19 protein-coding genes are annotated in these 25,051 nt (G+C 50.9%); 3 read left to right on the forward strand and 16 right to left on the reverse strand.

Going from position 1 to position 25,051, the window contains the following annotated elements:
* Positions 1 to 304: 304 nt before the first annotated feature.
* The 10 genes from FHS16_RS17010 to FHS16_RS17055 form a co-directional block, all read right to left on the reverse strand.
* Positions 305 to 2,539 carry an MMPL family transporter gene (locus tag FHS16_RS17010; RefSeq protein WP_183564947.1) on the reverse strand — a complete coding sequence of 745 codons (2,235 nt, stop codon included), beginning with the start codon at positions 2,537 to 2,539 and terminating at the stop codon, positions 305 to 307.
* A 30-nt stretch (positions 2,540 to 2,569) separates the two neighbouring features.
* A complete protein-coding gene (locus FHS16_RS17015) occupies positions 2,570 to 3,709 on the reverse strand; it encodes an NAD(P)/FAD-dependent oxidoreductase (RefSeq protein WP_183564950.1) in 1,140 nt (379 codons plus the stop codon).
* The gene (locus tag FHS16_RS17020) at positions 3,693 to 4,445 is read right to left on the reverse strand and encodes a methyltransferase domain-containing protein (protein WP_183564953.1); all 753 of its coding nucleotides are present in this window, start codon (positions 4,443 to 4,445) and stop codon (positions 3,693 to 3,695) included. The genes FHS16_RS17015 and FHS16_RS17020 overlap by 17 nt, the downstream gene beginning before the upstream one ends.
* Positions 4,438 to 5,592 (reverse strand): type III polyketide synthase, encoded by a 1,155-nt coding sequence (locus FHS16_RS17025; protein ID WP_183564956.1) that lies wholly within the window; start codon positions 5,590 to 5,592, stop codon positions 4,438 to 4,440. Before FHS16_RS17025 ends, FHS16_RS17020 begins: the two co-directional genes overlap by 8 nt.
* A 253-nt stretch (positions 5,593 to 5,845) precedes the next feature.
* Entirely contained in the window at positions 5,846 to 6,769 is a 924-nt protein-coding gene (locus FHS16_RS17030) for a helix-turn-helix transcriptional regulator (protein WP_183564959.1), read from the reverse strand.
* A 118-nt stretch (positions 6,770 to 6,887) separates the two neighbouring features.
* On the reverse strand, positions 6,888 to 8,060 hold the full coding sequence (locus FHS16_RS17035; protein WP_183564962.1) for an epoxide hydrolase family protein: 1,173 nt from the start codon (positions 8,058 to 8,060) through the stop codon (positions 6,888 to 6,890).
* 91 nt (positions 8,061 to 8,151) lie between these two features.
* Positions 8,152 to 8,682 (reverse strand): hypothetical protein, encoded by a 531-nt coding sequence (locus FHS16_RS17040; protein ID WP_183564965.1) that lies wholly within the window; start codon positions 8,680 to 8,682, stop codon positions 8,152 to 8,154.
* Between the two features lie 12 nt (positions 8,683 to 8,694).
* Positions 8,695 to 9,051, reverse strand: a complete 357-nt coding sequence (locus tag FHS16_RS17045; RefSeq protein WP_183564968.1) for a nucleotide excision repair endonuclease — start codon at positions 9,049 to 9,051, stop codon at positions 8,695 to 8,697.
* An 84-nt stretch (positions 9,052 to 9,135) separates the two neighbouring features.
* The gene (locus FHS16_RS17050; protein WP_376769681.1) at positions 9,136 to 9,987 is read right to left on the reverse strand and encodes a metallophosphoesterase; all 852 of its coding nucleotides are present in this window, start codon (positions 9,985 to 9,987) and stop codon (positions 9,136 to 9,138) included.
* 185 nt (positions 9,988 to 10,172) lie between these two features.
* Positions 10,173 to 11,672 (reverse strand): DUF4153 domain-containing protein, encoded by a 1,500-nt coding sequence (locus FHS16_RS17055; protein WP_183564974.1) that lies wholly within the window; start codon positions 11,670 to 11,672, stop codon positions 10,173 to 10,175.
* A 124-nt stretch (positions 11,673 to 11,796) separates the two neighbouring features.
* Between FHS16_RS17055 and FHS16_RS17060 the strand changes: the two genes are divergently transcribed.
* Positions 11,797 to 13,584: an ABC transporter substrate-binding protein gene (locus FHS16_RS17060; RefSeq protein WP_183564977.1), complete on the forward strand. Its 1,788-nt coding sequence runs from the start codon at positions 11,797 to 11,799 to the stop codon at positions 13,582 to 13,584.
* Between the two features lie 24 nt (positions 13,585 to 13,608).
* On the opposite strand, the gene FHS16_RS17065 is transcribed toward FHS16_RS17060, so the two are convergent.
* The 6 genes from FHS16_RS17065 to FHS16_RS17090 all read right to left on the reverse strand — a co-directional run bounded on the left by FHS16_RS17065 (position 13,609) and on the right by FHS16_RS17090 (position 19,774).
* Complete coding sequence (locus FHS16_RS17065; protein ID WP_183564980.1) at positions 13,609 to 14,700, reverse strand: GerAB/ArcD/ProY family transporter; 1,092 nt, start codon at positions 14,698 to 14,700, stop codon at positions 13,609 to 13,611.
* A 27-nt stretch (positions 14,701 to 14,727) separates the two neighbouring features.
* The gene (locus FHS16_RS17070) at positions 14,728 to 14,970 is read right to left on the reverse strand and encodes a hypothetical protein (protein ID WP_183564983.1); all 243 of its coding nucleotides are present in this window, start codon (positions 14,968 to 14,970) and stop codon (positions 14,728 to 14,730) included.
* A 22-nt stretch (positions 14,971 to 14,992) separates the two neighbouring features.
* Positions 14,993 to 16,138 (reverse strand): Ger(x)C family spore germination protein, encoded by a 1,146-nt coding sequence (locus FHS16_RS17075; RefSeq protein ID WP_183564986.1) that lies wholly within the window; start codon positions 16,136 to 16,138, stop codon positions 14,993 to 14,995.
* 6 nt (positions 16,139 to 16,144) lie between these two features.
* The gene (locus FHS16_RS17080; protein ID WP_183564989.1) at positions 16,145 to 17,731 is read right to left on the reverse strand and encodes a spore germination protein; all 1,587 of its coding nucleotides are present in this window, start codon (positions 17,729 to 17,731) and stop codon (positions 16,145 to 16,147) included.
* 255 nt (positions 17,732 to 17,986) lie between these two features.
* Positions 17,987 to 18,730, reverse strand: a complete 744-nt coding sequence (gene map, locus FHS16_RS17085; protein WP_183564992.1) for a type I methionyl aminopeptidase — start codon at positions 18,728 to 18,730, stop codon at positions 17,987 to 17,989.
* A gap of 66 nt (positions 18,731 to 18,796) precedes the next feature.
* Entirely contained in the window at positions 18,797 to 19,774 is a 978-nt protein-coding gene (locus tag FHS16_RS17090; RefSeq protein WP_183564994.1) for an aldo/keto reductase, read from the reverse strand.
* Positions 19,775 to 19,982: 208 nt separating this feature from the next.
* Between FHS16_RS17090 and FHS16_RS17095 the strand changes: the two genes are divergently transcribed.
* Positions 19,983 to 23,327 carry a DEAD/DEAH box helicase gene (locus FHS16_RS17095; RefSeq protein WP_183564997.1) on the forward strand — a complete coding sequence of 1,115 codons (3,345 nt, stop codon included), beginning with the start codon at positions 19,983 to 19,985 and terminating at the stop codon, positions 23,325 to 23,327.
* Positions 23,328 to 23,675: 348 nt separating this feature from the next.
* Positions 23,676 to 25,007 (forward strand): ArsB/NhaD family transporter, encoded by a 1,332-nt coding sequence (locus FHS16_RS17100; RefSeq protein ID WP_183565000.1) that lies wholly within the window; start codon positions 23,676 to 23,678, stop codon positions 25,005 to 25,007.
* Positions 25,008 to 25,051 lie beyond the last annotated feature (44 nt).

Raw genomic sequence — 25,051 nt, forward strand, 5'->3', positions numbered from 1 at the left:
ACATCGATTGGTAAGTGAATTATGCCTTTTCGCCCTACGTAGGAAAATGCTACGCTGCAACTAGACTGTCCACTACGCGAGACCAAGCTACGCTGCAACTAGACTATCCACTATGCGAGACCAAGCTACGTTGCAACAAGACTATCCACTACGCCAGACCAAGCTACGCTGCAACAAGACTATCCACTACGCCAGACCAAGCTACGCTGCAACAAGACTGTCCACTACGCGAGACCAAGCTACGCTGCAACAAGACTGTTCGCCATACTAAATAATGGATTTCTTGGGAATTAAGCTAATGATATTAGCGCCTTAACCATCCCGGTATCCACCAGTTCCATCGGCCGAGCATCACCATCAAAGAAGGCACAAGCAGCAACCGAACGATGGTCGCATCAATAAAAATCGCCGTAGCGATGCCGATACCGAGCTGCTTCACCCCCGCAACCTCGCCGAGCGCAAAGGGGAGCGTCACCGCAATCATTATAGCAGCCGCTGAAGCAATGACCCCGCTGACGGAAGAAAGACCGATTCTCACAGCTTGCTCGTTATTGCCCGTCCGCTCGTATTCCTCCCTAATCCGCGAGACAAGAAATACGCCGTAATCCATGCTGATGCCAAATACGAGGCCAAAAATAAAAACCGGAATCATGATCGCGATGCTGCTTGGCTCTATGCCAAAGACTCCTCTGCTAAACATAATAGACAGCATGCCAAATGCTGCTCCCATGCTTAGAAGATTGAGCAGAATCGTTTTGACCGCAACCAGAACAGATCGAAACGCGATGAGCAGCACGATGAAATTCGATACAAGAATGAAGCCCAGCACGTATCCTAAGCTTCCCAGTACCCGATCGAACACCTCCTGCTGGTATTTAGCCTCACCGCCAACCTTGAAAGCCAGCGTCGATATCCAATCTCTTCTTTCCCATTTCTTCACCCACCGTACGGCTTCTTCCATAGAAGAATCCTCAGCTAAAGCAACATGCAACAGCATCCGATCTCCGTTCAAAAAAGGTTCCAACAAAGCCCCATACTTACGGCTTTGCAGCGGATTCCCAACCTTCTCAAACAATTGCTCAGGAGAGAGCCCCGTCCGCGAGAAGATCGATTCTACCTTGATCACGGCATGATCCTTCTGCAATTGATTCACAATTCCGGACGCAGCATTCCAATCCGAAAGCTGAAGAAACAGGCGTTTGCCTTCCACCAGCACGAAGATGTTAGATGCAGGTGATCCTTCGAAAGCTGTTTTATATGTCTCCGCCGCTGCACGTGAATCTGACGTTCGCGGCAAGGAGCCCTCGTCCGGAATAGCCACTCGCATCGTTCCTAGAGGATATAAGCCAATCAACAATATGCTGCCCGCAAATAAACAAGTTATTGCCGGTCTTCGCATGACGAAACGGGAGAGCATATCCGCAAAACCCGCATAGCCGTTTGCTTTGCTACGTGACTGTCCTCCTGCCAGAATCGAGTTTGCTTTGCTACGTGACTGTTCTCCTGCCAGAATCGTGTTTGCTTTGCTACGTGACTGTCCCCTTGCCAGAAGCAAAGGCGGGCTTAGTGCGAGCAAAGCGGGTAGCAGCGTAAAGGCCGCCAGCAAGGATATAGCTACGACGGTCATCGCACCGACCGCAATAGAGGAAAACATCGGGAGCGGAATCCATATGAAGCTCAGCAGGCCTAGAAATACGCAAGCCGCTGACACCAAGACTGCCCTTCCCGCCGTTCTCATCGTTTTCGCAAGCGCCTCCGCAGGAATGATGCCTTCCAGTAGCTCCTTGCGGAAACGGCTGATCAGCATGAGTGCGAAATCAATGCTTAATGCAAGCCCCACCATCGGAATGACATTTAGGACAAAGTTGGACAAATAAAGCTTCGTCCCTATGCCATACATGATTCCCATCGCAACGATCACTGCTGAAACCCCGATAACGATCGGAAGCAGCGCAGTTGCTGTTTTTCTGAACAAGAACCATAACACAGCGAATGCAAGCGGAATGCCTACGGCCTCAGCTCTGGCCAAATCACGGTGGCTGGCTTCGTTCACGTCCGCCTGCACAACGGCTTTGCCCGTCGCCTTCACCGAAATGCCTTCGTAGCTTGGGAGCCGGTCATCCAGCTGCCGCAGCACATCCGGCATCCTGTTGGCCGGCTTCGAAAAGTCCAGAATCGCATAGGCGTAGTTCCCTTTGGCCATCTCGCGATGCTCAAGCGGAGAAACCATCGCTTGCAACCCGTCGACCCTCGCTAGCCGGTGCAGCGTTTGCTCTATAAACCAATTAAACCGAGCCGCTGCGATCTTATCCTCCTTCTCAAACACAAGGATGACTGGCGCAGCGGCCTGGTTAAAATCCTTGGCGAGCGCCTGCTCAACCTGCGCATAGGCGCCGCTCTCCGGGTACAAGCCATGATCCTGTACCACTTCATCGAGCTTAACTGCAAATGAGCCCGCGATTATAAGGAGCACGGACCAGAACAGGAGCATTGTTTTGGGGAAATGGAAAGAAAAAAGCGCAAAACGAACGATTCCCATTAGTCTGCTCCCTTCTGCATCACGCTTGTCCTATAACGGCTTCAATCGAGTAGCCTGCACGATAAGCCTCGTTAACGCGGGAGCCATTCTTGCGGCATAGGGGAGCCAGCTTTCCGCACTCGGCATGCTAACCATACCTTGCAGAAACCGTCCCCATTGCAGCGGTCCCTTGAAGGATTTGCGAATCGAACGCGAATAGGCTTGCTCCCACTCTGCCGCAGAAAGCTCGCCGCGCAAGCAGCGGTCCGCTAGCGGAGCGCAAATAGCGGCCGATCGCAATGCCATCGACATACCATCCCCGCAAAGCGGCGGGATCATCGCGGCAGAATCGCCAAGCAGCGGCAGCCCCTCCCATGTTGCCAGCTTTCGGCTCAATTGAACGGGAGCTACGGCTGCCTGCGTTCCGGGCACTGCTTCAGCGAGCGCGAGCTTGCGGTTCAGTCTCGGATTGCGCCTGGCTGCGGCTTTTATCATTGAAAGCACCGATTGGCCTGCAGGCGAGAATGCATCCCGCCGCAGCAGCGCCGAGACGTTTACGATGCCGCCTTCGACTGGGCATATTCCCATGTATCCGCCCCTGAAAAAATACAGCTCAATAACAGGCTCCAGCGCAAGCGCACGGAAATGGGATTTCACGCCGATGTATGAGGGCTTCGAGGAGTCTTGCTGGCGATAGCCGGGCAGACCCGCATGGCCGTTCGCCCCCCATGCCGCAATGACAGCCCTTGCTTCCACCGTGCCGCTTTGCCCGTTCCGCTTAATGTCCACACTATAGCCGTGCTTGGCTGTGCGAATGGCAGTAACGGTCGTTGCCGTCCAAAGGCTGGCTCCCGCCTGCTCAGCCGCTTGATGAAGGGTCGAATCGAGCGAGAAGCGGCTTATCCCTAAAGCGGGCCCGGGAAGAGGGATCTCCAGCTCGGCACCATTTTCGAATATAAGCCGTATGAGACTGATCCTGACCGGCTCTAATGCTAAAATGGTATTACCTAGCCCTACCGCATCCAGCGTGCTTTGCGATTCTGGAGACAGAAACTCCCCGCACACCTTATGTCTCGGGAATGGCTTACGATCAAGCAGCAGCGTGTCCCATCCCTGTCCGGCAAGCGACTTGGCTAAGCTGCTGCCCGCAAGGCCCGCACCCAGCACGGCTGCGTCATACATTCTCGTCATTTCGCTCAGCTCCATCACCTCTGCTTGCCTGATGCTTGTCTATAACAGCCGCAAAACGAAACAACGGCCTCCAGCTGTAATATTTGCCCGGAATGCCAAGCTCTTGCCCAAGCTTCTTCCAATCTTCAGAGCGGAAGCCCTTCGCCACCGATAAAGGCCCATCATGGACAATATAACGATTGGAGGACAGGAGCCGCGCCGTCAGCCATACGGCAGCCCAAGCCAGCCAATGTCGATGGATATCATTAATGACGACGCCGATTCTCGAGGCGCGCAGCATGCAACGAGCTGCGCGGGGAAGCTCGTCCTCGCCGAAATGATGAAGAAATTGCGTCGCGGTTACGATGTCCGCCCTACCCTCCGGCAAGCCAAACAAATCGCTTTGTACAACCTTGATTCGAGGCTCGCCTTCATAATAACGACGAGCCTCCGAGCATGCCTCCTCGGTTAAATCAACAAGCTCGACGGCAAGAGCAATGCCTTGCTTATCCGCCCATTTCAACAGCTGCCTGTTCACGTCCCCCGAGCCGGCGCCAACATCCAGTATGGACAAGCTTCGCGGCTTGCCGGCATGCGCCCATAACTGCTTTACGCCATAAAGAGTAGGCGCGGCTGCTGAAAAAATTCGATTCAGCCTGCGTAAATGGCGCAGCGCCTCGCTTAGCTCCGGCCCTCCTTGCGAGAAATCATCCATCAATTCCTCAGCAGTCGAACGGCTGCGCAGCTCTCTAGACATATGCCCCATCCGTCTTCCGCTGCTCATCCCCCGCCAGAGAGGCAGGCACATAGGCGATCTTGATCATTTCGGCAGTGAGACCCGGACCGAAAGCCAAAGCGATGCCATTGACCGCGTCCGATCCGTTTTCATGAAGATGCTGCCTCATCGCGTTCAGCACGAACAGAATCGTCGCGGACGACACGTTGCCGTAGTCGCGCAACACACCGAGACTATGCGAGATTTGTGCATCCGTTAGCTCGAACTTGGTTTGCAAAATATCGATAATGCCTTTGCCTCCCGGATGAATCGCCCACAGCTGAGGCTCCTCTTCTCCGCAAAGCCGCTCTACCTCGGGCGGGATATGTTCCCCAATCAGCTTCGGAATACTCGGAGACAAGTACAGGTCAAAGCCATGATTGCCAACCTCCCATACCATTTCATCCGCGCAATCCGGCAGGAGGACCGACCTCTCCTGACCAAGCGTAAAAATAGGCTTAACATGCGGCTTTGCTGCTCCAATCAGACAAGACGATGCCCCGTCGCCAAAAAAAGAAGCGGCAAACAGCGACTCTTTATCGCCCGAGGGTTGAATATGCAGCGTACACAGCTCGACGCAAACGATCAATACTTGAGCGGCACGATCATTTAGAACAATCTGACGCGACAAGCCAATCGCTTTGAGCCCGGCGGCACACCCCAGAAAATTAAGCGGAATCCGGGTTATGGCAGGCGACAATCCTAATTGTTGAATAAGAGCGGCATCGAGTCCAGGCAGAAATTGCCCCGTGCAGCTGACCGTTATCAGATGCGTGACATCAGCCGATTCAACCTCCCCGTCCGCCAAGGCTTGCCTGGCTGCTTGAAGGGCGAGCGGGACCGATTCCCGTTTGTAGATGCCCATTCGCTCAGCAGTCGAGGGCGCTTTATCAGCGGACGAGCTTGGCAGGTAGCGGCACTCGGCGGCCTCCGCAAGCAAATTCGGCTCGCACGTGTAGCGGCTCTGGACGCCGCATTGCTTGAAAATCCGCCTGCCCCAGCGAGCGGAGTCCGGCTTATCGATTAACGCATCGGTCAGCCTCCGAGCTGTATCGGCCTGATCGACCAAATAAGGAGGCACGGCCGTTCCTATTCCAATAATCGCAATATTCGATTGTGGCTGCTTCATATCTTCCTATTTCATCCTCTCCGGCATAAATGATGGACAAGTCACACGCTTTAAACCAGTCTATTCGCCGGTTCTTCCATATATGTATCTGAATATGACAACCATTTCCAAACATTTGTAATAAACATGAAATCTAATTTTCATCTCGTTTTAATGAAGACCGCCTATAATAAAAACAACCCCCTTTTGTAATATATATAGTGAAGACCCACAGCACCGTATGCTGTGGGTCTCTTTTTGTCCTGCTGGACGATTAGTTTATTCGATAGTTACGGGCCATATTCGTAATATGGCGGACCAGCTCTTCCACTAATTCCGAAGGCTCAAGCACCGTCACATGGCTGCTATAGCTCAAAATATTGCGAACCGCACGCTCCGTCGAGGAATAGTGAGCGACAACAGACATCGTCCCATCTGGATGATCCGTTACCTCATCATAGCCGAATTCATCCCTCACCCTCGTCCGCACTGCCGGCTGGAAGCGCAGCACGGCTCTCACCTTTTGGAAGTTCGCCTGCCCCATAAACTGCTGTTCAACATCCTGCAGCGTATAGCTGCGTCTCACAAAGGCTTCGGACAAGGTGCGTAGGTGAAGGATGCGGGAGAGTCTGAATACGCGGATGTCCGCTCTCGTCAGGCAATAGCCGTATAAATACCATACATAACCTTTGAGGAAAAGCCCCATCGGTTCAATCATCCGCTCCGTTTCCTGTCCTTTGCTGTCCAGATAGCTGAACTGAACCAGCTTAAGCGCTTTGATGGCTGCATGAAGAGGCTCGATCTTCTCTTTGTCGTTCGGAACCGGTTGAAAATCCATATCGATTGGTGCGGGAGCGCTTGAACTTCCCGATTTCGGCATTAGCGCACCTACCCGCTCCAGCAAGCCGTTTATATCGGAGCTGCCTGTCGCCGACTTCGCTCCGCGCAGCGCGGAGCAGATAGCCGTAAAATCATCCAAGGACAACATCTGCTTTTCGATACGATAACCGGGCATCATTTCATATCCCCCGTCCGAACCGGCGAAGGACATGATCGGAATGCCCGCCTGATTAATGGCTTCCATGTCCCGGTATATGGTACGCAAGGAAACCTCGAAGCGCTCAGCCAGCTCGGTCGCACTTACGCGGGTTTGATTCAGCAATGCCATCGTGATGGCGAGCAATCGGTCCAGCTTCATTCGAGGCTATCCTCCCGGATTAACTTATTTTACCTGATTGTTTTATTTCCAATTGATTCTGTTTCGGTTTCAAATCTATATTTCTACGCTAACCTGCCTATACCCTGCAACGATTCATTCAACGATAGCGTCGGAAGAAATCCTGAAGCTCGGGAACGAGCAAATCAGGTGCGTCCAGAGCCGCAAAATGAGTACCCCGCTTAAACTCCGACCATTGTACGATATTTGTATTGTCACGATTCGCGAAACGCTTCATTGATTTGAAATCATGGCCGAATACGGATACCCCCGTTGGCGTCGTGTTCACAGCTTGCGGGGACGGCTCCTGCTGATGAGCGTTCTCGTAATAAAGCCGTGCAGAGGATTCTGCCGTGTTCGTCAGCCAGTAGATCATCACATTGGTCAGCAAAGCGTCGCGGTCGATGAAATCAATGTGATCACCGAAACCATTGAACAGCTCCGCAATCCAAGCTAACTGGCCGATTGGCGAATCCGCCAGCCCGTAAGCAAGCGTCTGCGGACGGGTCTGCTGTATCGCGTTATACCCGGCGCGCTCATGGAAATTAGCCAGAAACTGCAGGCGGCTCATATCGTCCTCGGATAGATCCGCCATTTCGGATGGGTCACCCGAAGGGAAGGAGAACAGCTGAAGCACTTGAATGGCGAGCAGCCCCTCCGGCTTTTGGATGCCCAGCTCGCGGGATACAAGCGCGCCGCAATCACTGCCGTGCGAGCCATATTTCTCGTAGCCCAGACGACTCATGAGCTCCGTCCATGCTTTTGCAATGCGGGCGATGTTCCAGCCTTCATCCAGCTCTGGGCCCGAGAACCCGAAGCCCGGCACGGATGGAATAACAAGATGAAAGGCATTTGCCGGATCGCCGCCAAACGCGCGGGGATTGCTAAGGGGGCCGATCAGATCCCAGAACTCTACAATCGAGCTCGGCCAGCTGTGCGTGAGCAGAAGCGGCAGCGCATCAGGCTCAGGTGAGCGTACATGCATGAAATGGATGTTGGCTCCGTCAATCGCAGTCGTGAATTGTGGAAACGTATTTAACCGGGCCTCATGCTTGCGCCAATCATATTCATTCATCCAGTACTCAGCCAGCCCCTTCACATAGTCCGACGAAACCCCATATTTCCAGCCTGCCTCCCGCCTTGCATTCGGCCAGCGCGAATTCGCTAAGCGATTGCGCAGATCATCAAGATCCGCTTGCGGAATCGTAATTTCAAAAGGGTAAATCTCCGTATCTATAGCGTTAGCAATCAGGTTGTTTTTAGAAGTTGTCATGGGAATAGCCTCCTCGGATTTGGGTTTGCTTCGTTGCTTTCCTTTACATTTCTAATCATAAGCCATCTACCCTGACAGCATTATGTCAGGGTTAAACGACGCGTTGAATATTTTTGTTCAACGTGCTCAGGACATAGAAAAGACAATCTGCCGCTGCAGACTGCCTTAACTTACCGTTTTCTTTTAGTCTTTTGTCTTTTGTCTTTTGACATTTAGTCTTTTGTCTTTTGTCTCTGTCTTTTGTCTTTTGTCTCTTGTCTCTAGTCTTTAGTCTTTGTCCTTTGTCCTTTGTCTCTGTCTTTTGTCTTTTGTCTTTTGTCTTTTGTCTTTTGTCTTTTGTCTTTTGTCTTTTGTCTTTTGTCTTTTGTCTTTTGTCTCTAGTCTTTAGTCTTTGTCCTATGTCTCTGTCTTTTGTCTTTTGTCTTTTGTCTTTTGTCTTTTGTCTTTTGTCTTTTGTCTTTTGTCTTTTCTCTTTTGTCTCTTGCCTTTTGTCTTTGTCTTTCGTCTTTCGTCTTTCGCCTTTCGTTAAATCAAATAAACCACATAGGCCGACGCATAAAAAAAGCATCCGATATGCAGAGAGGGTCCTCAGACTCCTTCCGTAACCGAATGCTCCAGTCATGATGTGCTTGCTTTATTTGTACAACACTTTTTCTACGTTATACTTGGCTTTGAGCTTGTTCAAAATATAGGTTTCATATATTTCCCGTTCAACCGGATCTTCATTGATGCAAACCTCGATTTTAGTCACTTCATCGCGGTAGTTTTTCATTACCGAAACCGTGTCCTCAAAATGCTTCTTGATTCTCGGTCTGAGCTTTCTCGCCTTTCCGACAAACAACAGCTCGTCCTTGGCATTGTAAAACATAAAAAATCCGCCCTTATCCCGCGGGATTTGGATGAAATCCGTAAAGCCATAAATATGGCTTAGCTGCGGATTGCTTTGCTTCGTAATGGATACATCCGGCGTTGGAATTGTAATACTGATCACGGTCACTCACGTCCTCATTCAATATAGGTCTAAAGCTTACCACATCATGCATGCGAAAACCATTCCGCAGGCTCATTTGATCGATTAATCTGCGCGAGCCAGCTCAACCAGCACAATCTCCGGCCGGTTAAACAGCCGCTGTGGAATAATGCTGTTGCCGAGCCCTCGGCTCACGATCATTGTAGAACCGCCAGCCGTATATTTGCCGCCGTCATACTTCGGCAGAAAGCCTTGTCCAGGCGCAACCAGGCCGCCAAGAAACGGCAACCGAACCTGCCCGCCGTGGGCATGGCCGGAAAAGGTCAAATCAAAGCGCTGCGACGCGTATTCCGCGAAGAGCTCAGGACGATGAGACAATAGTATCGTATAGTGCGTTTGTGATTGGTCAACGTCCTCAAGCGCCACCGCAATATGCTGTTTGATTCGGCTAACGTCATCATAGGCTTCGTGGTTAAAGGTCGGATCATCCACGCCGACTATACGAATTTCCCCGTCTCCCAGCTTTATAGTCTCGCTCTCGTTGCGCATAACATGGACGCCAAGCTCCCGCAGCCCCTTGGCCAGCGCGGGGAATCTCGAGCCCCACTCATGGTTTCCCGTGACATAATACACAGGCGCGATTTCTGTCATTTTGCGCATGAGCATCAAGCTAACTTCAGTGTTGTACCGCTTGCTGTCGACCAAATCACCTGTCATTACTATAAGATCGGGCTTTAGCTTCTTTACCTTGCGCGTAATTGTGCTTTGGTCCTTGCCGAAGGACTTGCTGTGCAGGTCAGTCAGCTGAACGATGCGGTAAGATTCAAACCCGCCCGGCAGCTTATCAGAGCCAAGCCGATACTGCGTAATGCCAATCGCGTTGTTCTCATAATAAAGAAACACAATGACTGCGGCAATCAGAATAGGCATAAGCACCAACAAACGTTTTTTGGTCATTCGCATCACTACCGAACTCCTTGCTTCTCAGCTATTCGCAGCTTTAATGATTTATCCAGCAAATCTTTCATGACATCAATAACTTAGCTATCCTATAGGATGAATGCGACTAAACAAGCTTCTGTCCTCGACCATAACTCGATTTGCATGAGGGGTCAAACGCAGCGGTACAGCGGAAAATATCTCTACTTCGCCCGCTGCTTCGATACGCTCCACGACTGCCACCTGCCATGCCGCTCCGATTTTTCTTGAAGTTTCTCGATGACGGCGCCAAGCTGCTCGAGCTGCGGCTGTTCCGCTTGCAGCTTCCGCAGCGCCGGCACCGCGTCCGTCGACAACGTACTCAGATAAGCCATATCAATGCTGCCCGTACGTTCGTAACGATCACCGTTATTGGCGGCGATACGTGCGTCCAGGTTCATATAATTCATTATGACGAATGCAATGATGGTTACGCAAATATAAGCTTTGCCCATCGAGAAACGCTCTTTCCATATCCGTAGCATCGCAATAGCCAGCAGCACGCCTAAAAACAGCATAAAGCCATGAACGAGCAGTCTCGTCTGAGTGAAGCCGTAGGCTTCCTCATACAAGGACAGCCTGCTGTAAGCCGACATTAGCATGATGATCGTACATCCAATCAGCACGGAAAGCGACAGCTTGCGCAGCCACTCCGCAGCGGCACTGCCGCGCCTAACCAAATGGAGCCCGCACATCAGCAATATGATATTGATTAGAGAAACCATGATCAGCTCCGAGAAGCCTCTGCGCGCATACTCGGCATACGCGGAGCCTTCCGGCAGCATGCCGTTCGCCGCTCCGAACAAATACGAAAACTGGATGAAAACAAACAAGATATAAACCAGATTCATGCTAATCAGAAGCGTTCCAGCGGTGATTGGATCTATTTCAATACGTCCGCTAGGTTTAAGCACCGCTGCTTGCGGGCTCACAGCCGCTGTCTCAGTCGTATCGATAGCTTTACTGAAAAGCAATCCCCATATATAGCAGAATGCATAGAAGCTGAAAAAGGCCGCAACGATCAGGCGCCAAATCCCATTCCCCAGCGAAAACTTAGTCATGACGCCAGGAATCTCCAGCAGCCAAGACAAAAAGATCTCATCTGCCGAAGCCAGCAAAGCGATCACAACGATTAGAATCGGCGCCGCCAGCAGCAGTCCCATCATCATTCTGCCTAGCTTGCTCCTCGTCTTTTTCTCACCATCTTCTCTCCACCTGTCATTCAGGATGCTGAAGGGCATCTTAACAAACGCAAACGGCTTAATGAGTGCTAGAAACAACAGCTCCGTATAAAATATCCCTCTGTACCATGGCTTGACGCTGCTGCTGGTCAGAAGCACCGTTTGAGCAACAATCAAAGCGAATAAGGCGAATAGATTAAGCTGGCGGAACAGCAAATTATTATACAGCGCATAAGTCAGTGTCAGCAAAATAATCGGAATAAACAGCAGCCAGCCTGAACGGACCTGCCCCTGCCATTTCTCAAAACCGCCCATTCGGCCTTTTATGGAAAAGAAAAACAAGCCGTAAAAGCCTCCAACGAATACGACAGCTGAAATGCCTGCGGGCGCTCCTACGAATAAATACTGGCTCATTAGACCGAACAAAAGGGCAAGAATCAGCATGTTATCATACTTTTTTTGCCATGGCGCCGGATCTCTCATGTCACACTCTCCATCTTTAATCTTGATTTGTTAATTTCCTCCTTTTATTGTAACCTAGAAAACAAGAACAAAAAGTGTAAGTTATAACTGGATAATTTCATATTTTAACAAGGGAGTCTTTTGCATGAAAATTCGCAGACATTATTTAACGATAAGACGTGCCTTTCCTAACATACAAGAGCATTCCCCCTTTGAAGTAACAACGCAAGAGCTTGCGAATTTGCTTGATTGCACACATCGCAATATGGTACTTCTTCTAAAGCGCATGCAGCAGGAGGAGTGGCTGGTGTGGGAGCCAAAACGTGGGCGAGGCAATCGTTCCTCCCTCTCCTTCCTATTGAGCAAGGAACAGGTCGCGCTTCAGGAGGCTCAGGAGATGATGCAAAAGCAGGATCTGAACGCTGCGCTTGCGCTGCTCCAGCAGAATGAGGAATCTCCGCTCGTACGCGATAAGTTTCAGGAATGGCTTTCCGGGCAGTTCGGTTTTCATTCCGAGGTGCAGGGAAAGCGGCGTACCGATATTTTACGGTTTCCGCTGCCGCAGGCGATTTATTCATTAGACCCGGCAGCCATCCACTACACAGGCGAGTCGCATCTCGTCAATCAGCTCTATGATGGGCTCGTCCGCATCGACCCGCGGGGCGAGCAGATCTTGCCGCAGCTGGCGCATGCGTGGGAAGTGGACGCCACACGTACGAGGTGGACCTTTTATTTGCGCAAGGGGGTACTGTTCCACCATGGAAGAGAACTCGATTCCTCTGACGTCAAATATTCGCTTGAGCGGCTCAATCAGCTTGCGCCACTTGGTTTATACAGCTGGGTATACTCCGCTATCGTAGCCATGGATACGCCCGATGACACGACGATCCGCATTCAGCTGGCTGAGCCGAACGAAGCTTTTCTTGCATTTCTCACCACTAACCGCGCATCCATCGTCCCGCAGGATGCCTGCACGGCTGCAGGCGAGCAATTCGGCAGCAAGCCGATTGGGACCGGGCCGTTCCGGCTTGCCGGCAACGAACAAGGCGTTTGGATTTTAGAAGCTTTTGCCGCTTATTTTCAAGGAAGGGCCTTTCTGGATCGGGTGGAGGTATGGACGGTTGCGGAGGAGGCGACGCGGGAGAATCAGGCTGAGCTGCAATCCTTCCAAATTATGCATAACGCGAGGCTCTCGGACATGGCAGCCGAACGCTGGCAGCAGGTTAGGCAATCCGGCATGACCTGCAAATTCATTACGGTGAATGAGCAGAAGAAAGGTTTGCTCGCAAATCCGGCGATTATGGCCGCGGTGGATAAAGCGATTGAACGGAGCGAGCTGTTAAAGCTGTTGTCGGGAGACGTCATTGAGGGCGTGAACAGCTTCTGGCCGGATTTGGAGGAAAACCCGCTGCAGCAGCATGCCGAAGCGGATTTTGAAATGATTAAGCGCGAGCTGGCAAGCTCCGGCTATAGGGGCGAGAGCCTAGTGCTCGCTACTATTCCACAGTATGCAGCCGATGCCGAAATCATCAGGCAGGTATGTGAGCGATCCGGCATTCCGCTGGATATCAGCCTTATTCCTGCCGAGCAGTTCAAAGGCTCCGCACGGATGTCAGCCGACCTGCTGCTTTTCGCCATCATGCTCGATGAGCACCGGGAGCTTAGGCTGATCGACCTGTACAAAAGCATGCAGCAGCATGCGCTGCCGGATGTTCATGATATGCTGGAGCAAAGCATTCGCGCCATTCTAAGCGAGACTGACCGCAGTCTGCGGACAAATAGGTTCATCGACATCGAGGATCGGCTCAAAGCAAGGCATAGTCTATTGTTCCTCTACCGAAAGCATTTGAAAACCGCCTTCCACCCTTCCGTACGCGGTATTTCTCTGGAATCGCTAGGCTGGGTTCGCTTCCGTGACATTTGGTTCACCTGAAATCGAGGGAACAGAGCGGCCATTCTATGCGCTCGGCTTCTTAAACATGGAGATGATCAACAGCAGCAGAAGCGGCAGCACGAATGCCGTAAAAGACCAGACAGGGTGCACGGCCATAACGACCCGTCCCCAATCCGTCGCGCTGTCCACGCTGACCAGCCCCATTAAAAAACCGATTAGTGCGAGCGGCATAACGAGTGCGCGGCTCTTGGCAATCCCGAATAGCTGGCTGACAAACAGGTTGAGCACATAAAGCGTGATTGACGTTTTCATATAAGAGCCAAGAATGAGCGACATGCCGATAATCGACTCGATCCGCTGCACGATGTCCTCGAATTCAACAACACGCGCGAGCGAGAACAAAACATACGTCATTTCTCCCGCGAAGCTTCCAAATATCATTATGGAACAAACGGTAGAAATGCAAAGCACTATAATATTAATGCCAAGCGCGATCACCATCGTCTTAGGCAGCTTGCTTGCCGATCTATTATTCACAAATGGAAGCAGCATCGCGAATAAGAACACCTCTACATAGGGAAAGCCGAAGGTGAAATAGGCCCCGTGCAGCACTGGTTTAATGCCTTTCGGCATAATGGGGAGCAGCTGTGCAGGATCGTAATCGGGTACGGCAATAACCAGAACCAAGATGATGCATCCTGTTATCAGAATCATTGTCAAGGTGAACATCCGGGCCATGACCTCCAAACCTGCGCATACCGTAACTGCCGACACTGCAAAGATCAGAAAGTTAAACGCATAGATCGGTGTTTCCCTTAGCATGGAGCTCACCATAAACAGCCCGACATCGTTGACGATGCCAGACTGCATTTGGAGCAAAAATGATATCGTAAACACGGAAAAAACAGCTGTGAGCGCTGATCCCATTAGCTGACGGCTATATTCCACGAACGTCATTCCCGGATACCGTTTGTGCAAATAAAGAATGCCGGCCAAGATCAGAAAGCCAATCGCCCCCGAAATAAGCAAGGAGAGCCAAGCCCCATTGTTCGCCTTGCCGATGAGCGGGCCGGGGATATTAATAATCGAAGAGCCTGTCATAAACACAAAAAACAGTATTCCCATCTGGTAGGCGCTTACCGTCTGTTTATCCATGCTCCACTCCTTCTCCGCTGCCTGCGTCTAGGCATTCACATTTAAGTAATCATCTATTGCTTTGGCCAGATTCCCGAAAACAGGCATCATTAAATCCATAAAATCAAACCAATCCTTGTTTATAGCATAATCCAAGCCCATGTAAAGGCAAATAAAGCAAAGCACGGCATACAGCGCCTTCTCACGCTTCGTCATTTTTTTCATGGTCAGCCAGTCGTACAGCAGTATGCCGCCAAATGCAGCCAACAACACCATTATCCGCTCTGCCATGAACACTTCTCATCTCCTTGGCTTAACCTGCCGGCTTACTCGATATCGTACCGCTTGTCACAAGCCGCAACTTCAACTTTATGTTAAATGTAATTTCGGAAAACCGTTCATCCCAGCCTTCTTTCAGCTGCTCCCATTTCCCGGGATTCGTGCGGTAGATTTTGTCCGCTACGCCAACGACGTCCATCTGGTTGGCTTGCAGAAACTTAATTGTACCGTTCAGCTGCTTTAATATTTCATCCTCTACCTTTTTAATGAATTCTTGTTCAATGACATGGGAGTTAATATTGGTGCATTTGAGCTCGCCGATTGCAATGTCGCCTTGCATCTCGGCGTTCACGGAAATTTGCTCGCCCTTGAAGACTGGCTTCGCCTTTACTTTAAGCGAGAGAACCTCAGCCGTTTCGTTCTCGCCATGCCCGCCTGGGCACTTCACTTCGATCACGCCGGAGCGATAATCATTGCGGAGCATAAGCAGCCCTTCCACCTTGGAAGCAGGAATCACTACCTTCATTTTCCCTTTTTTCAGGAGCGCAAGACCGGCTGCCGAGAATATGTCTTTGGCATCTTTATCTTCATACACATAGGCAACCATGGCGTCGCCGCTTGCGCTCCTTAGCTGAAGCATCAAGTCCAGCAGCGTATTGTCTATCGTTTTGGCCGAAGTAATGTAGGAGGATTCCTTCGCCCGCAAAAATTGCTGCGCCGTAGTCTGTTCGATTAACGGCTTCTTCATAAACAGCTTGCCGGCATTTCCCTTAGCTATCATCAGCGATATGCTGCCTCTCGGCTCATGGTCCCGATAAAACAAATCAAGCAAATGGCCCAAATTGTTCGACTTTGCCAGCTTTTCCCCGATTATAATGACACGAAGATGGCTCCATTGCGCTTTCCTGCCGAGGTGGATAGGGATGTCACGGATGGCTTCCATCACCGATTGATCGTTCGTCTTAATATTGATGCTCGAGGCGTTCGTTGTGGCAGAAGAGATCGTCTGCGCGGATGAAGGCCGATAAATTTGCGTCAAAATTTCAATATCGCCGTTCTCGCCTAGATCCAGCGCTACGCCCATGACGAAGCCGCGTTCGGTCAGTTCAAACTTGCTCCAGCAGCCGGAGAGCGGCAGCAGGCTGCAGAGCACAAAGAGGCAAAGCGTCCATTTCTTCATCTGGGCTCATTCCTCGTTCTTTCCGTTAATTAGCTGTTTTTGCTTATGGAGATCCCGCGGAGAACGCAGCAGCGTCTTAAGCGACACTCTCATAACGACATCCCTGAGCTCCGTCAGTCGGAACGGCGCAAGCGGAGCAAGATACGGTTGACCGAGCGTGCGCAGCTTGCACAAATGCAGCAGGATGAGAATCAAACAGATCATCATGCCGAAGCCGCCTAGAATCGCCGCGCTCACCATTAACGGAAACCGCATAATCCGCAGCGAAATCGCAATGTTATACTGCGGGATTGCGAAGGACGCGATGCCGGTCAAGGCGACGACAATAACCATGATCGGCGAAGCAATACCTGCGCTGATCGCGGCATCACCTATGACCAGCGCCCCGACGATGCTGACAGCTGAGCCTACCGGCCGAGGCAGCCTAACGCCCGCCTCTCTCATCAGCTCGAAAAAAAACTCCATCAGCAGCGCTTCAAAAAAAGCGGGCAGCGGAATGCCCTCACGCGCATTGAGGATAGCCAGCAGCAGCACGGTCGGAATTAGCTCCGGATGAAAGGTTGACAGGGCTATGTATATACTTGGCAGCGTTAATGCAATGACAAAGGCAACGATGCGCAGCCATCGAACCATTGTCGATATCAGCGTTCGCTGATAATAATCCTCGCTGGACTGAAAAAATTCAGTAAAGATGCCCGGGCATAATAAAATGCCGCCAGTACCTTGCGTAAGCACGGCAATTTTCCCGTCCAACAGTCCCGCTACTGCCATATCCGTCCGCTCCGTATACCGGTGCTGCGGAAAGGGGGAATACGTAGAGTCCTCGATTAGCTGCTCGATATAGGCCGTTTCGAGCACCTCTACCTCCTTGACCTGCTCCATTCTTCTTTTAAACTCGGCCAGCAATTCACCGTCGACTCTACCCTCGATATAACCATAGACGATCGTCGTCTTGGTCTCTCCTCCGGCAGTAAGCATTTCCAGCTTGAACTTGGGCGATTTGAGGCGAAGGCGCAGCAAGCCGAGGTTCTTTTGAAGGTTTTCTACCGTACTCTCCCTAGGCCCTTGTACGACGGATTCATTAACGGATTCATTAACCTGCCGCGTCTCGACGGATTCCGCTTTGAAGCTGAGCGCCTTATCCCATTGATCGAATAAGATAACCAGGCGGCCGTTTGATATCTCGTCGACGAGGATTTCCAAGTCATTGCAGACCGCTGCTTTTTTGGCCGATACCCCGTCATGCTCAAAAAATGCTTTTATATCCTGCGGCGTAACGTCCATGCCCGGACCAATCTCATGTGTCGCGAGGTCCTGGAGCGAAATTTTCATATAATTCACCGTATCTTCTTGCACGAGTGAATCGTAATACATCGAACACGCCTTATACATCAGTTCAGGGCCATAATTCCAATGCCTAAATACAATATCCGAGCTGTTGGAAAATATCGTTTCTAAAAAAGCCAAATTATGCTGCAGCTGTTCGGATATCGCTTTTTTCGGTTTGGCTGCCGGTTGATCCGTGCTCGTCTTAATCGTACCGCTTGATTCTGTCGAACCGGCTTGGGTTTGTCCCGAGGAACTGTTCGTCATGATGAAACCACCTTAATTCGATTAGTTCCATTATTCCCCTCCAACTGAGCGGTATACAGAATAAGCCTTCGATATGAAAAAGGAGCTGTCGCAAAGGAGTAGACTAACGTCTGTCAATCCGGTAAAAACGTGCAAAAAACCGGCAACACCACTACAAAAGTGGAGCTGTCGGTTCTTTTCAAGCCTATATCAGTAATCAAGTGAGAACTTAAATATCCAAAACCGAAATTTGAGAAAGCCACTCCGCTTCATGCGCTATGCCACCGTTAGAATAATTGGCTTATCTTTCGTAATGATAATGGTATGTTCATGCTGAGCGGCAAAGCTACTATCCGGCGTGCGGAGGGTCCAGCCATCCTGCTGCTCGACAACATAGTCCGCTCCCATCGATAGAAACGGCTCAATCGTAATGACTAAACCTTCCTTCAGCGTCCGTTTATCATGCTTGTTGTACGTCGGCGGTATTTGCGGCCATTCATGCACCGCTTTGCCTACGCCATGGCTGCATAAATCATTAATGACCTTATATCCGCCCTGCTTTGCTTCCTGCTGAATCAGCTTGCCGATTTCATTGATTCTCACGCCATGCTTAAGCGAAGAAATAACCTTCATCATCGTGTAATGCGTATATCGGCATAGCCTGGTAACCGGCTCGCTGAAAGGCGCGATTTGGAAGGAATGCCCCGTATCGGCTACATAACCGTCTTTCTCCGCGCATACATCGATATTAATCAAATCGCCCGGCTTTAATACCCGTGAACCAGGAATGCCGTGTGCAACCTCATCATTGACGCTAATGCATGTTTGGCCGGGGAATTGAAACGTTTTGCTCGGACCGGAGACCGCGCCATGGCTTGCCAGAATACGTCCGCCAAGTTCATCAAGCTCCTTCGTCGTCATACCTGCCTTTGTGTGCCTCTTCATTTCATTCAACGTCAACGCAACGATTCTCCCAATCTCTTTGAGCCCATCTATATCCTTCTGCGAACCTACCGTCATTCGTCAGCCTCCATCCTTTTTTTTGCTTCGGTATAAGTTACATTCAACTGCATAAGACATAGCCGTTTATACTGGCAGCCTATAAATCGCGAAAGGCTCGCCATGGCGGAAGGAATGGCTGACAGCATCCAGCTCTCCCAGCATCTCGGCTGAGAGTTCCAAGCTCACGCTCGTTAAGTTCGCTTTGAGCTGCTCAACCTTCGTCGCGCCAACGATAACGGAGGACACGACGGGCTGATGCATAAGCCATGAGAGGGAGAGGCTGCTTGGCGTTACATCCATTTGCGAAGCAAGCGTCGCTACGTTCACGCTTAACGCTATCGTCCTATCGCTTATGAACCTTTGAAAGTTTGGATCAGTCTCTGCCCGCGAACCTTGCGGCACTATATCCGCTGCGCTGTACTTGCCCGACAGAATGCCACCTGCCAGCGGGAAATAAGGAATGATACTAACGCCTTGATCCAAACACATGGGGATGAGCTCCTGCTCCGGCGTGCGATCAGCCAAGGAGTAGCTTGCCTGCGTAGCCGCAAACCGATTCAGACCAAGCCGGTCGCTAATGCCAAGCGCCTTCATCAGCTCCCACGCCATATAATTCGAAGCGCCAATGTAGCGCACCTTACCCGAGCGAACCATATCCTCCAGCGTTCGCAGTGTCTCCTCAAGCGGTGTTTGCGGATCGAAGGTATGGATTTGATAGAAATCCACATAATCGGTTTTCAGACGCTTCAAGCTGCCTTCCAGCTCGGCCATCAAATGATAGCGGGACGATCCCCTCTCATTCACTCCAGCTCCCCGAACCAATCCGGCCTTGGTCGCAAGCACGACATCATGTCTTCGCCCCTGCAGCGCTTTCCCGATTATTTTCTCTGATTCCGAGCCTGCATAAATATTGGCCGTATCCACGAAATTAATGCCGTTATCGATCGCGTAATGGATGATTTGCTCGGAAGCTTCACGGTCAGCGCGCTTACCGAAAGCGTTCGTGCCTAATCCAAGAGCGGAAACTTTAAGTCCGCTATTGCCAAGACGGCGGTATTTCATGACATTCAGCTCCTTTTAATGATCGTAATGATTCATATATGACCTCATTTCTTTATTATAGCTTTGTTTGCCTATTATTTCAGTACCGCCTTCAGAAGCAGCTTCGGCTTCTACCTTTTGTACTGTGACCCCGCGCCTAAATTCTGCTATGATAAGAGCAATAGATGAATCGGAACACATGTTTCCGTTACCCGAAAGGAATGGCATTATGCACGCACTGTCCCTGCGGATCATTAAATTACTATGCGGCGAAGCCTTTTACGAACGAGGAGAAGCCTATTTCCAAGACGGCAAGGTTACGATTACAGACTCTGATCCGATATCTGGCAGCTATTCGGCCATCGTGCAGGGGAAGAAGCGTTACGACGTTACGATCGAGATTGATCGCGCCTTGGATGTCGACGCCGTTTGCACCTGCCTCGCCTTCAGTTCTTATGACAAATATTGCAAGCATATAGCCGCAGCGCTCCTTCAAATCCATGAGCTTCAGGAGCTAAACGACCGGCCAACAAAGGTTTATCCTTCTCTTCTGCATCCGGAGGACAGGCCTTACGACGATGATGATGAAGATGCGGAGGATAGCCCGTTATCGCATATCGAGCCGCGCTATGCGAAACATGCTGGTCTGCAGACCGCGGATACCCGATTGGCAAGCAGCCTATTGGGCTTATTCGACAGTCGCGGGCAGCGCACTAGCACCAATCGTTCGATACTGGACGCGCGGGCAGCGCTTGAGGTCGAGCTCACGATCAAGCTCCACCCCTACGGCTATCGAAAGTTCATGTTCGGCATCGAGCTGAAAATAGGCCCGAAACGATTGTATATCGTACAGCGGTTACGCGAATTTCTGGAGAAGGTCGATCGGCGGGAGCCGTTTGTATTCTCCAAGCATTTCACGTACGATCCGGCCATACACCGCTTTGAGAGGGAAAATGACGCTGTTTTAAGGCAGCTTTACCAAATCTATCGCCATGAGATGATTTTCCGTCAGTCTTCCAATCGGTTCTACCAAGCGGAAGCTCCTTCCGGCGGCGAGAGGATGCTGCTGATTCCGCCATTAAGCTGGAGCAGCCTGCTTCCTTTGCTGCAAGAGGCACCAACTGTTCTCTTACAAGCTGGAAGCCAAACGTATAGCGGCATCTCGCTCAGCGATGAGGCTGTACCGCTTCATTTCTCATTCGATCAAGCGCCTAGTGACGGTTATCAGCTGCAGATTCTTGGGCTCGATATGATCACTATGATGGAGGAATATGGGCTTATTATTGCCGATGGCAAGCTGCTTCAGCTGCCAGCAGACTCAGCCAAGCGGCTTGCCGAGCTGAAGCAGCTGGTCGATCATACGCGGAGACCCAGCATTGCTATTGCGCCTGAGCAAATGGAGCCCTTCATGGAGAAGGTCATTCCCGGTCTGATGAAGCTCGGCAGTGTCCAGATCGCCGAAGCGATCTCGGACCGAGTCCTGCAAACACAGCTGAAAGCGAAGCTGTATTTGGACCGAATCAGAGACCGACTCGTCGCAGGACTGGAATTCCAATACGGCGATATTGTCATCAATCCGCTGGAGGGCAGCGATAAAAAACGCGGAACCGATCGCATACTCATGCGAAACGGAGATCAAGAGCGGCAGATTCTGGAGCTGATGGAACTCGTTCCGTTTGCGAGGACCGAAGCCGGCTATTTCATGGAGGACGAGGACTCTGAATATGAGTTTCTTTACCATGTCGTGCCGCAGCTCGAGAGGCTTCTCACCGTGTACGCCACCTCCGCCGTCAAGGTTCGGATTGTGACCAAGCATGCGCCGCCTAAAGTAACGGTAAATGTGGATGAGCGTACCGACTGGCTCGAATTCAAATTCAATATGGACGGCATTCCCGAATCTGAAATCCGGAATCTGCTGCAATCCCTTGAGGTCAAACGAAAATACCACCGGCTGCCGGATGGGGCATTGCTGCCGCTTGAAGGCGCTGAATTCCAAGAGATTATCCGTTTCTTGAATGACGTCGGCTTAAGCAACGGCGATATTGTAGGAGCTGAATTTCGCGTTCCTGCTGTTCGCGGCCTGCATCTTATCGATTCGCATGAAAATGGCAAAGCCATTAAGCTCGGCAAATCATTCCGCCAGCTCCTGGAAAATATGCGAAACCCGGATAATCTTGAATTCCCGGTTCCAAGCAGCCTCATGCCTGTGCTTCGCGATTATCAGGCATTCGGCTTCCAGTGGATGAAGACCCTTGCCCACTATCGGTTCGGCGGCATTCTTGCTGACGATATGGGCCTTGGCAAAACGGTACAGGCAATCGCCTTCATCGTTTCCGTACTGCCAGAGATCCGTAAGCGGGAGCAGCCTGCTTTAATCGTTTCACCCGCGTCACTCGTCTACAATTGGCTGAATGAGCTCAAAAAATTCGCGCCCGAGATTCGCGCCGTCATCGCGGACGGAACCAAAACGCAGCGCAGCGGCGTACTAAGCGGCAGCATGGAGGCGGATGTCATCATCACCTCTTATCCTTTGCTTAGGCGGGATCTCACCCAATACATGAAACAGAGCTTTCATACGCTTATCATGGACGAGGCGCAGTATTTCAAAAACCATACGACTCAAACCGCTCAGGCGGTAAAATCCATCGACGCCGGATACCGATTCGCTTTAACGGGGACGCCGATCGAAAATTCGCTCGAGGAGCTGTGGTCTATTTTTGGCGCCGTATTTCCTGAGCTGTTTCCGAGCAGGCAAGCATTCAACGAGCTTACTCGGGAGAGTGTGGCGAGGCGGGTGCGCCCCTTCCTGCTTCGCCGGCTGAAGAGCGACGTGCTGCAGGAGCTGCCGGACAAAATCGAGTCCATACAGGCCTCCGAGCTGCTGCCGGAGCAGAAGCAGCTGTATGTCGGCTTCCTAGCCAAGCTGCAGCAGGAAACCGTAAAGCATCTGAACGAGGAAGGCTTTCAGAAAAACCGAATTCGGATATTGGCAGGCATTACGAGGCTGCGCCAGCTCTGCTGCCACCCTGCATTGTTCGTGGATGGCTATGAAGGAAGCTCAGCTAAATTCGAGCAGCTGCTCGATATTATCGAGGAATGCCAAAGCGCAGGCAAACGCCTGCTCATCTTCTCCCAGTTTACCGAGATGCTTGGCTTGATCAGCCGCGAGCTTGGCTACAGAGGCGTGAGTTACTTCTACTTGGACGGGCAGACGAAAGCTTCGGAGCGTGTCGAGCTCTGCAATCGGTTCAACAGCGGCGAACGCGATCTCTTCCTGCTTTCCTTGAAGGCAGGGGGAACGGGACTTAATCTCACTGGCGCAGACACGGTCATCCTCTATGATCTTTGGTGGAATCCGGCTGTTGAGCAGCAAGCCGCAGACCGCGCACACCGAATAGGTCAAAAAAACGTCGTGCAGGTCATCCGGCTCGTGGCACAGGGCACGGTCGAGGACAAGATGTACGAGCTGCAGCAAAAAAAGAAGCATTTGATCGACGAGGTCATTCAGCCTGGCCAGGAGGCTATTTCTTCGTTAAGCGAGCAAGAAATTCGCGAAATTCTGATGATTCAATAAGCGTGCCTGGCCACACCGCACGCATCTATTTGAAACAATATAAAGCCTCCGGACGTTTGCCGTTCGGAGGCTTTTATGCAGGCATTTATCCATTGTCGTTACTTATCACTAGAGGGTGTATGTCTTCAATTGATACTAGCAGATTTTAATAGAGATAGGGATATTGACCAGTACGTATGCTCTATCTCGTACGTATACTTTCATTACATAGATCTATTAAATGATAAAAGAAAGGAGATGCTAGATTTTTAAGGCTTGCCTTTCATCCAGAAGCCTTAAGCTAATTTAAGAAAAGGAGTGCTGCTGCTTGAATATAAGAAAGCTCTATCCTTGAAAAGAGGTTAAAACATGCATGATTTATCAATTGTAATGACCATCTGCGCGTTTTTATTCACGCTTAGCTTCCTCTTTTGGCGCCCCCAGGTCAATGAAGCCATTCCAGCCACGATCGGCGCGGCAATCGTTCTCCTAAGCGGAAGTGTATCGCTCCATGATCTCTGGGAAATTACGGAAACGATTGGCGGCGCCGCCGTCACCATTATCGCCACCATCGTTATGGCCATCGTTCTGGAGAGCTTCGGATTCTTCTATTGGGCAGCAGAGCTGCTCACCAAGAAAGCCCGGGGCTCCGGCATTCGGTTATTTTGGCTGACCAACCTATTCTGTTTTCTAATGACACTCTTCGTCAACAATGACGGAAGCATCCTCATTACAACGCCGATCCTGCTCCTTCTGCTGCAAAACATGGGACTTAAGAACAAGCAAAAAGTCCCTTACCTGCTGTCCGGCGCGTTAATTGCCACAGCTTCCAGCGCTCCGATCGGCGTAAGCAATATCGTGAATTTAATCGCCTTAAAGATCGTCCACATGGATCTTTATATGCACACGGCCATGATGTTTGTACCCGCCTCGCTTGGACTGGTTCTGTTAGCTCTCCTTTTATTTGCCGCTTTCTACCGCGTGCTCCCAAGAACGCTGCCGCCTGTTGCCAGATGGAGCCTCTTGCCGGGCAGCCATCCGCTCCAGCATACGCCTGCCCCCGATAACCGCAATCGCTTTATGCGCAATATTCTCATCTTCGTATTCTGCGTTCGGATAAGCCTATTCATCGCATCCTACCTCCACTTCTCAGTCGCAGCGACTGCTGTAATCGGATCGTCCTTACTGCTCGGCTGGCGATGGATCTACTTGAAAATCTCGCCGGCAGACATGCTTCGAAAAACACCTTGGTATATCCTTGTGTTTGCTTTCGGGATGTATGTCATTATTTACGGCTTGCGCAATATCGGCCTTACGGATTGGCTCATACAAATCATGCAGCCCCTCGTAACAGGAGGTCCGATTCATGCCAGTGTCTTAATGGGCGGATTGCTCACGGTACTCTCCAATCTGTTCAACAATCACCCCGCCTTAATGGTCGGAACAATTACCTTGATGAACATGGGCCTGGATCCGTTAACGTTGAAAATATCCTATTTGGCTAGTGTAATCGGCAGTGATATGGGCTCGCTTCTGCTGCCGATCGGCACATTAGCAACCTTGATGTGGATGCATATCGTACGCAAAGGCGGAGTGCCTATTAGTTGGGGTCAATATGTGAAAATAACAGCATTCGTCATTCCCCTTACCGTCGTATTCACCCTGATCGCCTTGTCGTATTGGGTATATTGGATCTTCTAGCTGCTAAAGACAAAGAGACCTTCCGTCTGGAAGGTCTCCCTTTA

It is taken from the genome of Paenibacillus endophyticus, from assembly GCF_014192395.1.
Classification (GTDB): Bacteria; Bacillota; Bacilli; order Paenibacillales; family Paenibacillaceae; genus Pristimantibacillus; species Pristimantibacillus endophyticus.

Excerpts from the sequence above, each read along its gene's own strand:
- FHS16_RS17010 (WP_183564947.1), bottom strand. The coding sequence starts at position 2,539 with ATGGGAATCGTTCGTTTTGCGCTTTTTTCTTTCCATTTCCCCAAAACA.
- FHS16_RS17015 (WP_183564950.1), bottom strand. The coding sequence starts at position 3,709 with ATGACGAGAATGTATGACGCAGCCGTGCTGGGTGCGGGCCTTGCGGGC.
- FHS16_RS17020 (WP_183564953.1), bottom strand. The coding sequence starts at position 4,445 with ATGTCTAGAGAGCTGCGCAGCCGTTCGACTGCTGAGGAATTGATGGAT.
- FHS16_RS17025 (WP_183564956.1), bottom strand. The coding sequence starts at position 5,592 with ATGAAGCAGCCACAATCGAATATTGCGATTATTGGAATAGGAACGGCC.
- FHS16_RS17030 (WP_183564959.1), bottom strand. The coding sequence starts at position 6,769 with ATGAAGCTGGACCGATTGCTCGCCATCACGATGGCATTGCTGAATCAA.
- FHS16_RS17035 (WP_183564962.1), bottom strand. The coding sequence starts at position 8,060 with ATGACAACTTCTAAAAACAACCTGATTGCTAACGCTATAGATACGGAG.
- FHS16_RS17040 (WP_183564965.1), bottom strand. The coding sequence starts at position 8,682 with ATGACTGGAGCATTCGGTTACGGAAGGAGTCTGAGGACCCTCTCTGCA.
- FHS16_RS17050 (WP_376769681.1), bottom strand. The coding sequence starts at position 9,987 with ATGACCAAAAAACGTTTGTTGGTGCTTATGCCTATTCTGATTGCCGCA.
- FHS16_RS17055 (WP_183564974.1), bottom strand. The coding sequence starts at position 11,672 with ATGAGAGATCCGGCGCCATGGCAAAAAAAGTATGATAACATGCTGATT.
- FHS16_RS17060 (WP_183564977.1), top strand. The coding sequence starts at position 11,797 with ATGAAAATTCGCAGACATTATTTAACGATAAGACGTGCCTTTCCTAAC.
- FHS16_RS17065 (WP_183564980.1), bottom strand. The coding sequence starts at position 14,700 with ATGGATAAACAGACGGTAAGCGCCTACCAGATGGGAATACTGTTTTTT.
- FHS16_RS17070 (WP_183564983.1), bottom strand. The coding sequence starts at position 14,970 with ATGGCAGAGCGGATAATGGTGTTGTTGGCTGCATTTGGCGGCATACTG.
- FHS16_RS17075 (WP_183564986.1), bottom strand. The coding sequence starts at position 16,138 with ATGAAGAAATGGACGCTTTGCCTCTTTGTGCTCTGCAGCCTGCTGCCG.
- FHS16_RS17080 (WP_183564989.1), bottom strand. The coding sequence starts at position 17,731 with ATGACGAACAGTTCCTCGGGACAAACCCAAGCCGGTTCGACAGAATCA.
- map (WP_183564992.1), bottom strand. The coding sequence starts at position 18,730 with ATGACGGTAGGTTCGCAGAAGGATATAGATGGGCTCAAAGAGATTGGG.
- FHS16_RS17090 (WP_183564994.1), bottom strand. The coding sequence starts at position 19,774 with ATGAAATACCGCCGTCTTGGCAATAGCGGACTTAAAGTTTCCGCTCTT.
- FHS16_RS17095 (WP_183564997.1), top strand. The coding sequence starts at position 19,983 with ATGCACGCACTGTCCCTGCGGATCATTAAATTACTATGCGGCGAAGCC.
- FHS16_RS17100 (WP_183565000.1), top strand. The coding sequence starts at position 23,676 with ATGCATGATTTATCAATTGTAATGACCATCTGCGCGTTTTTATTCACG.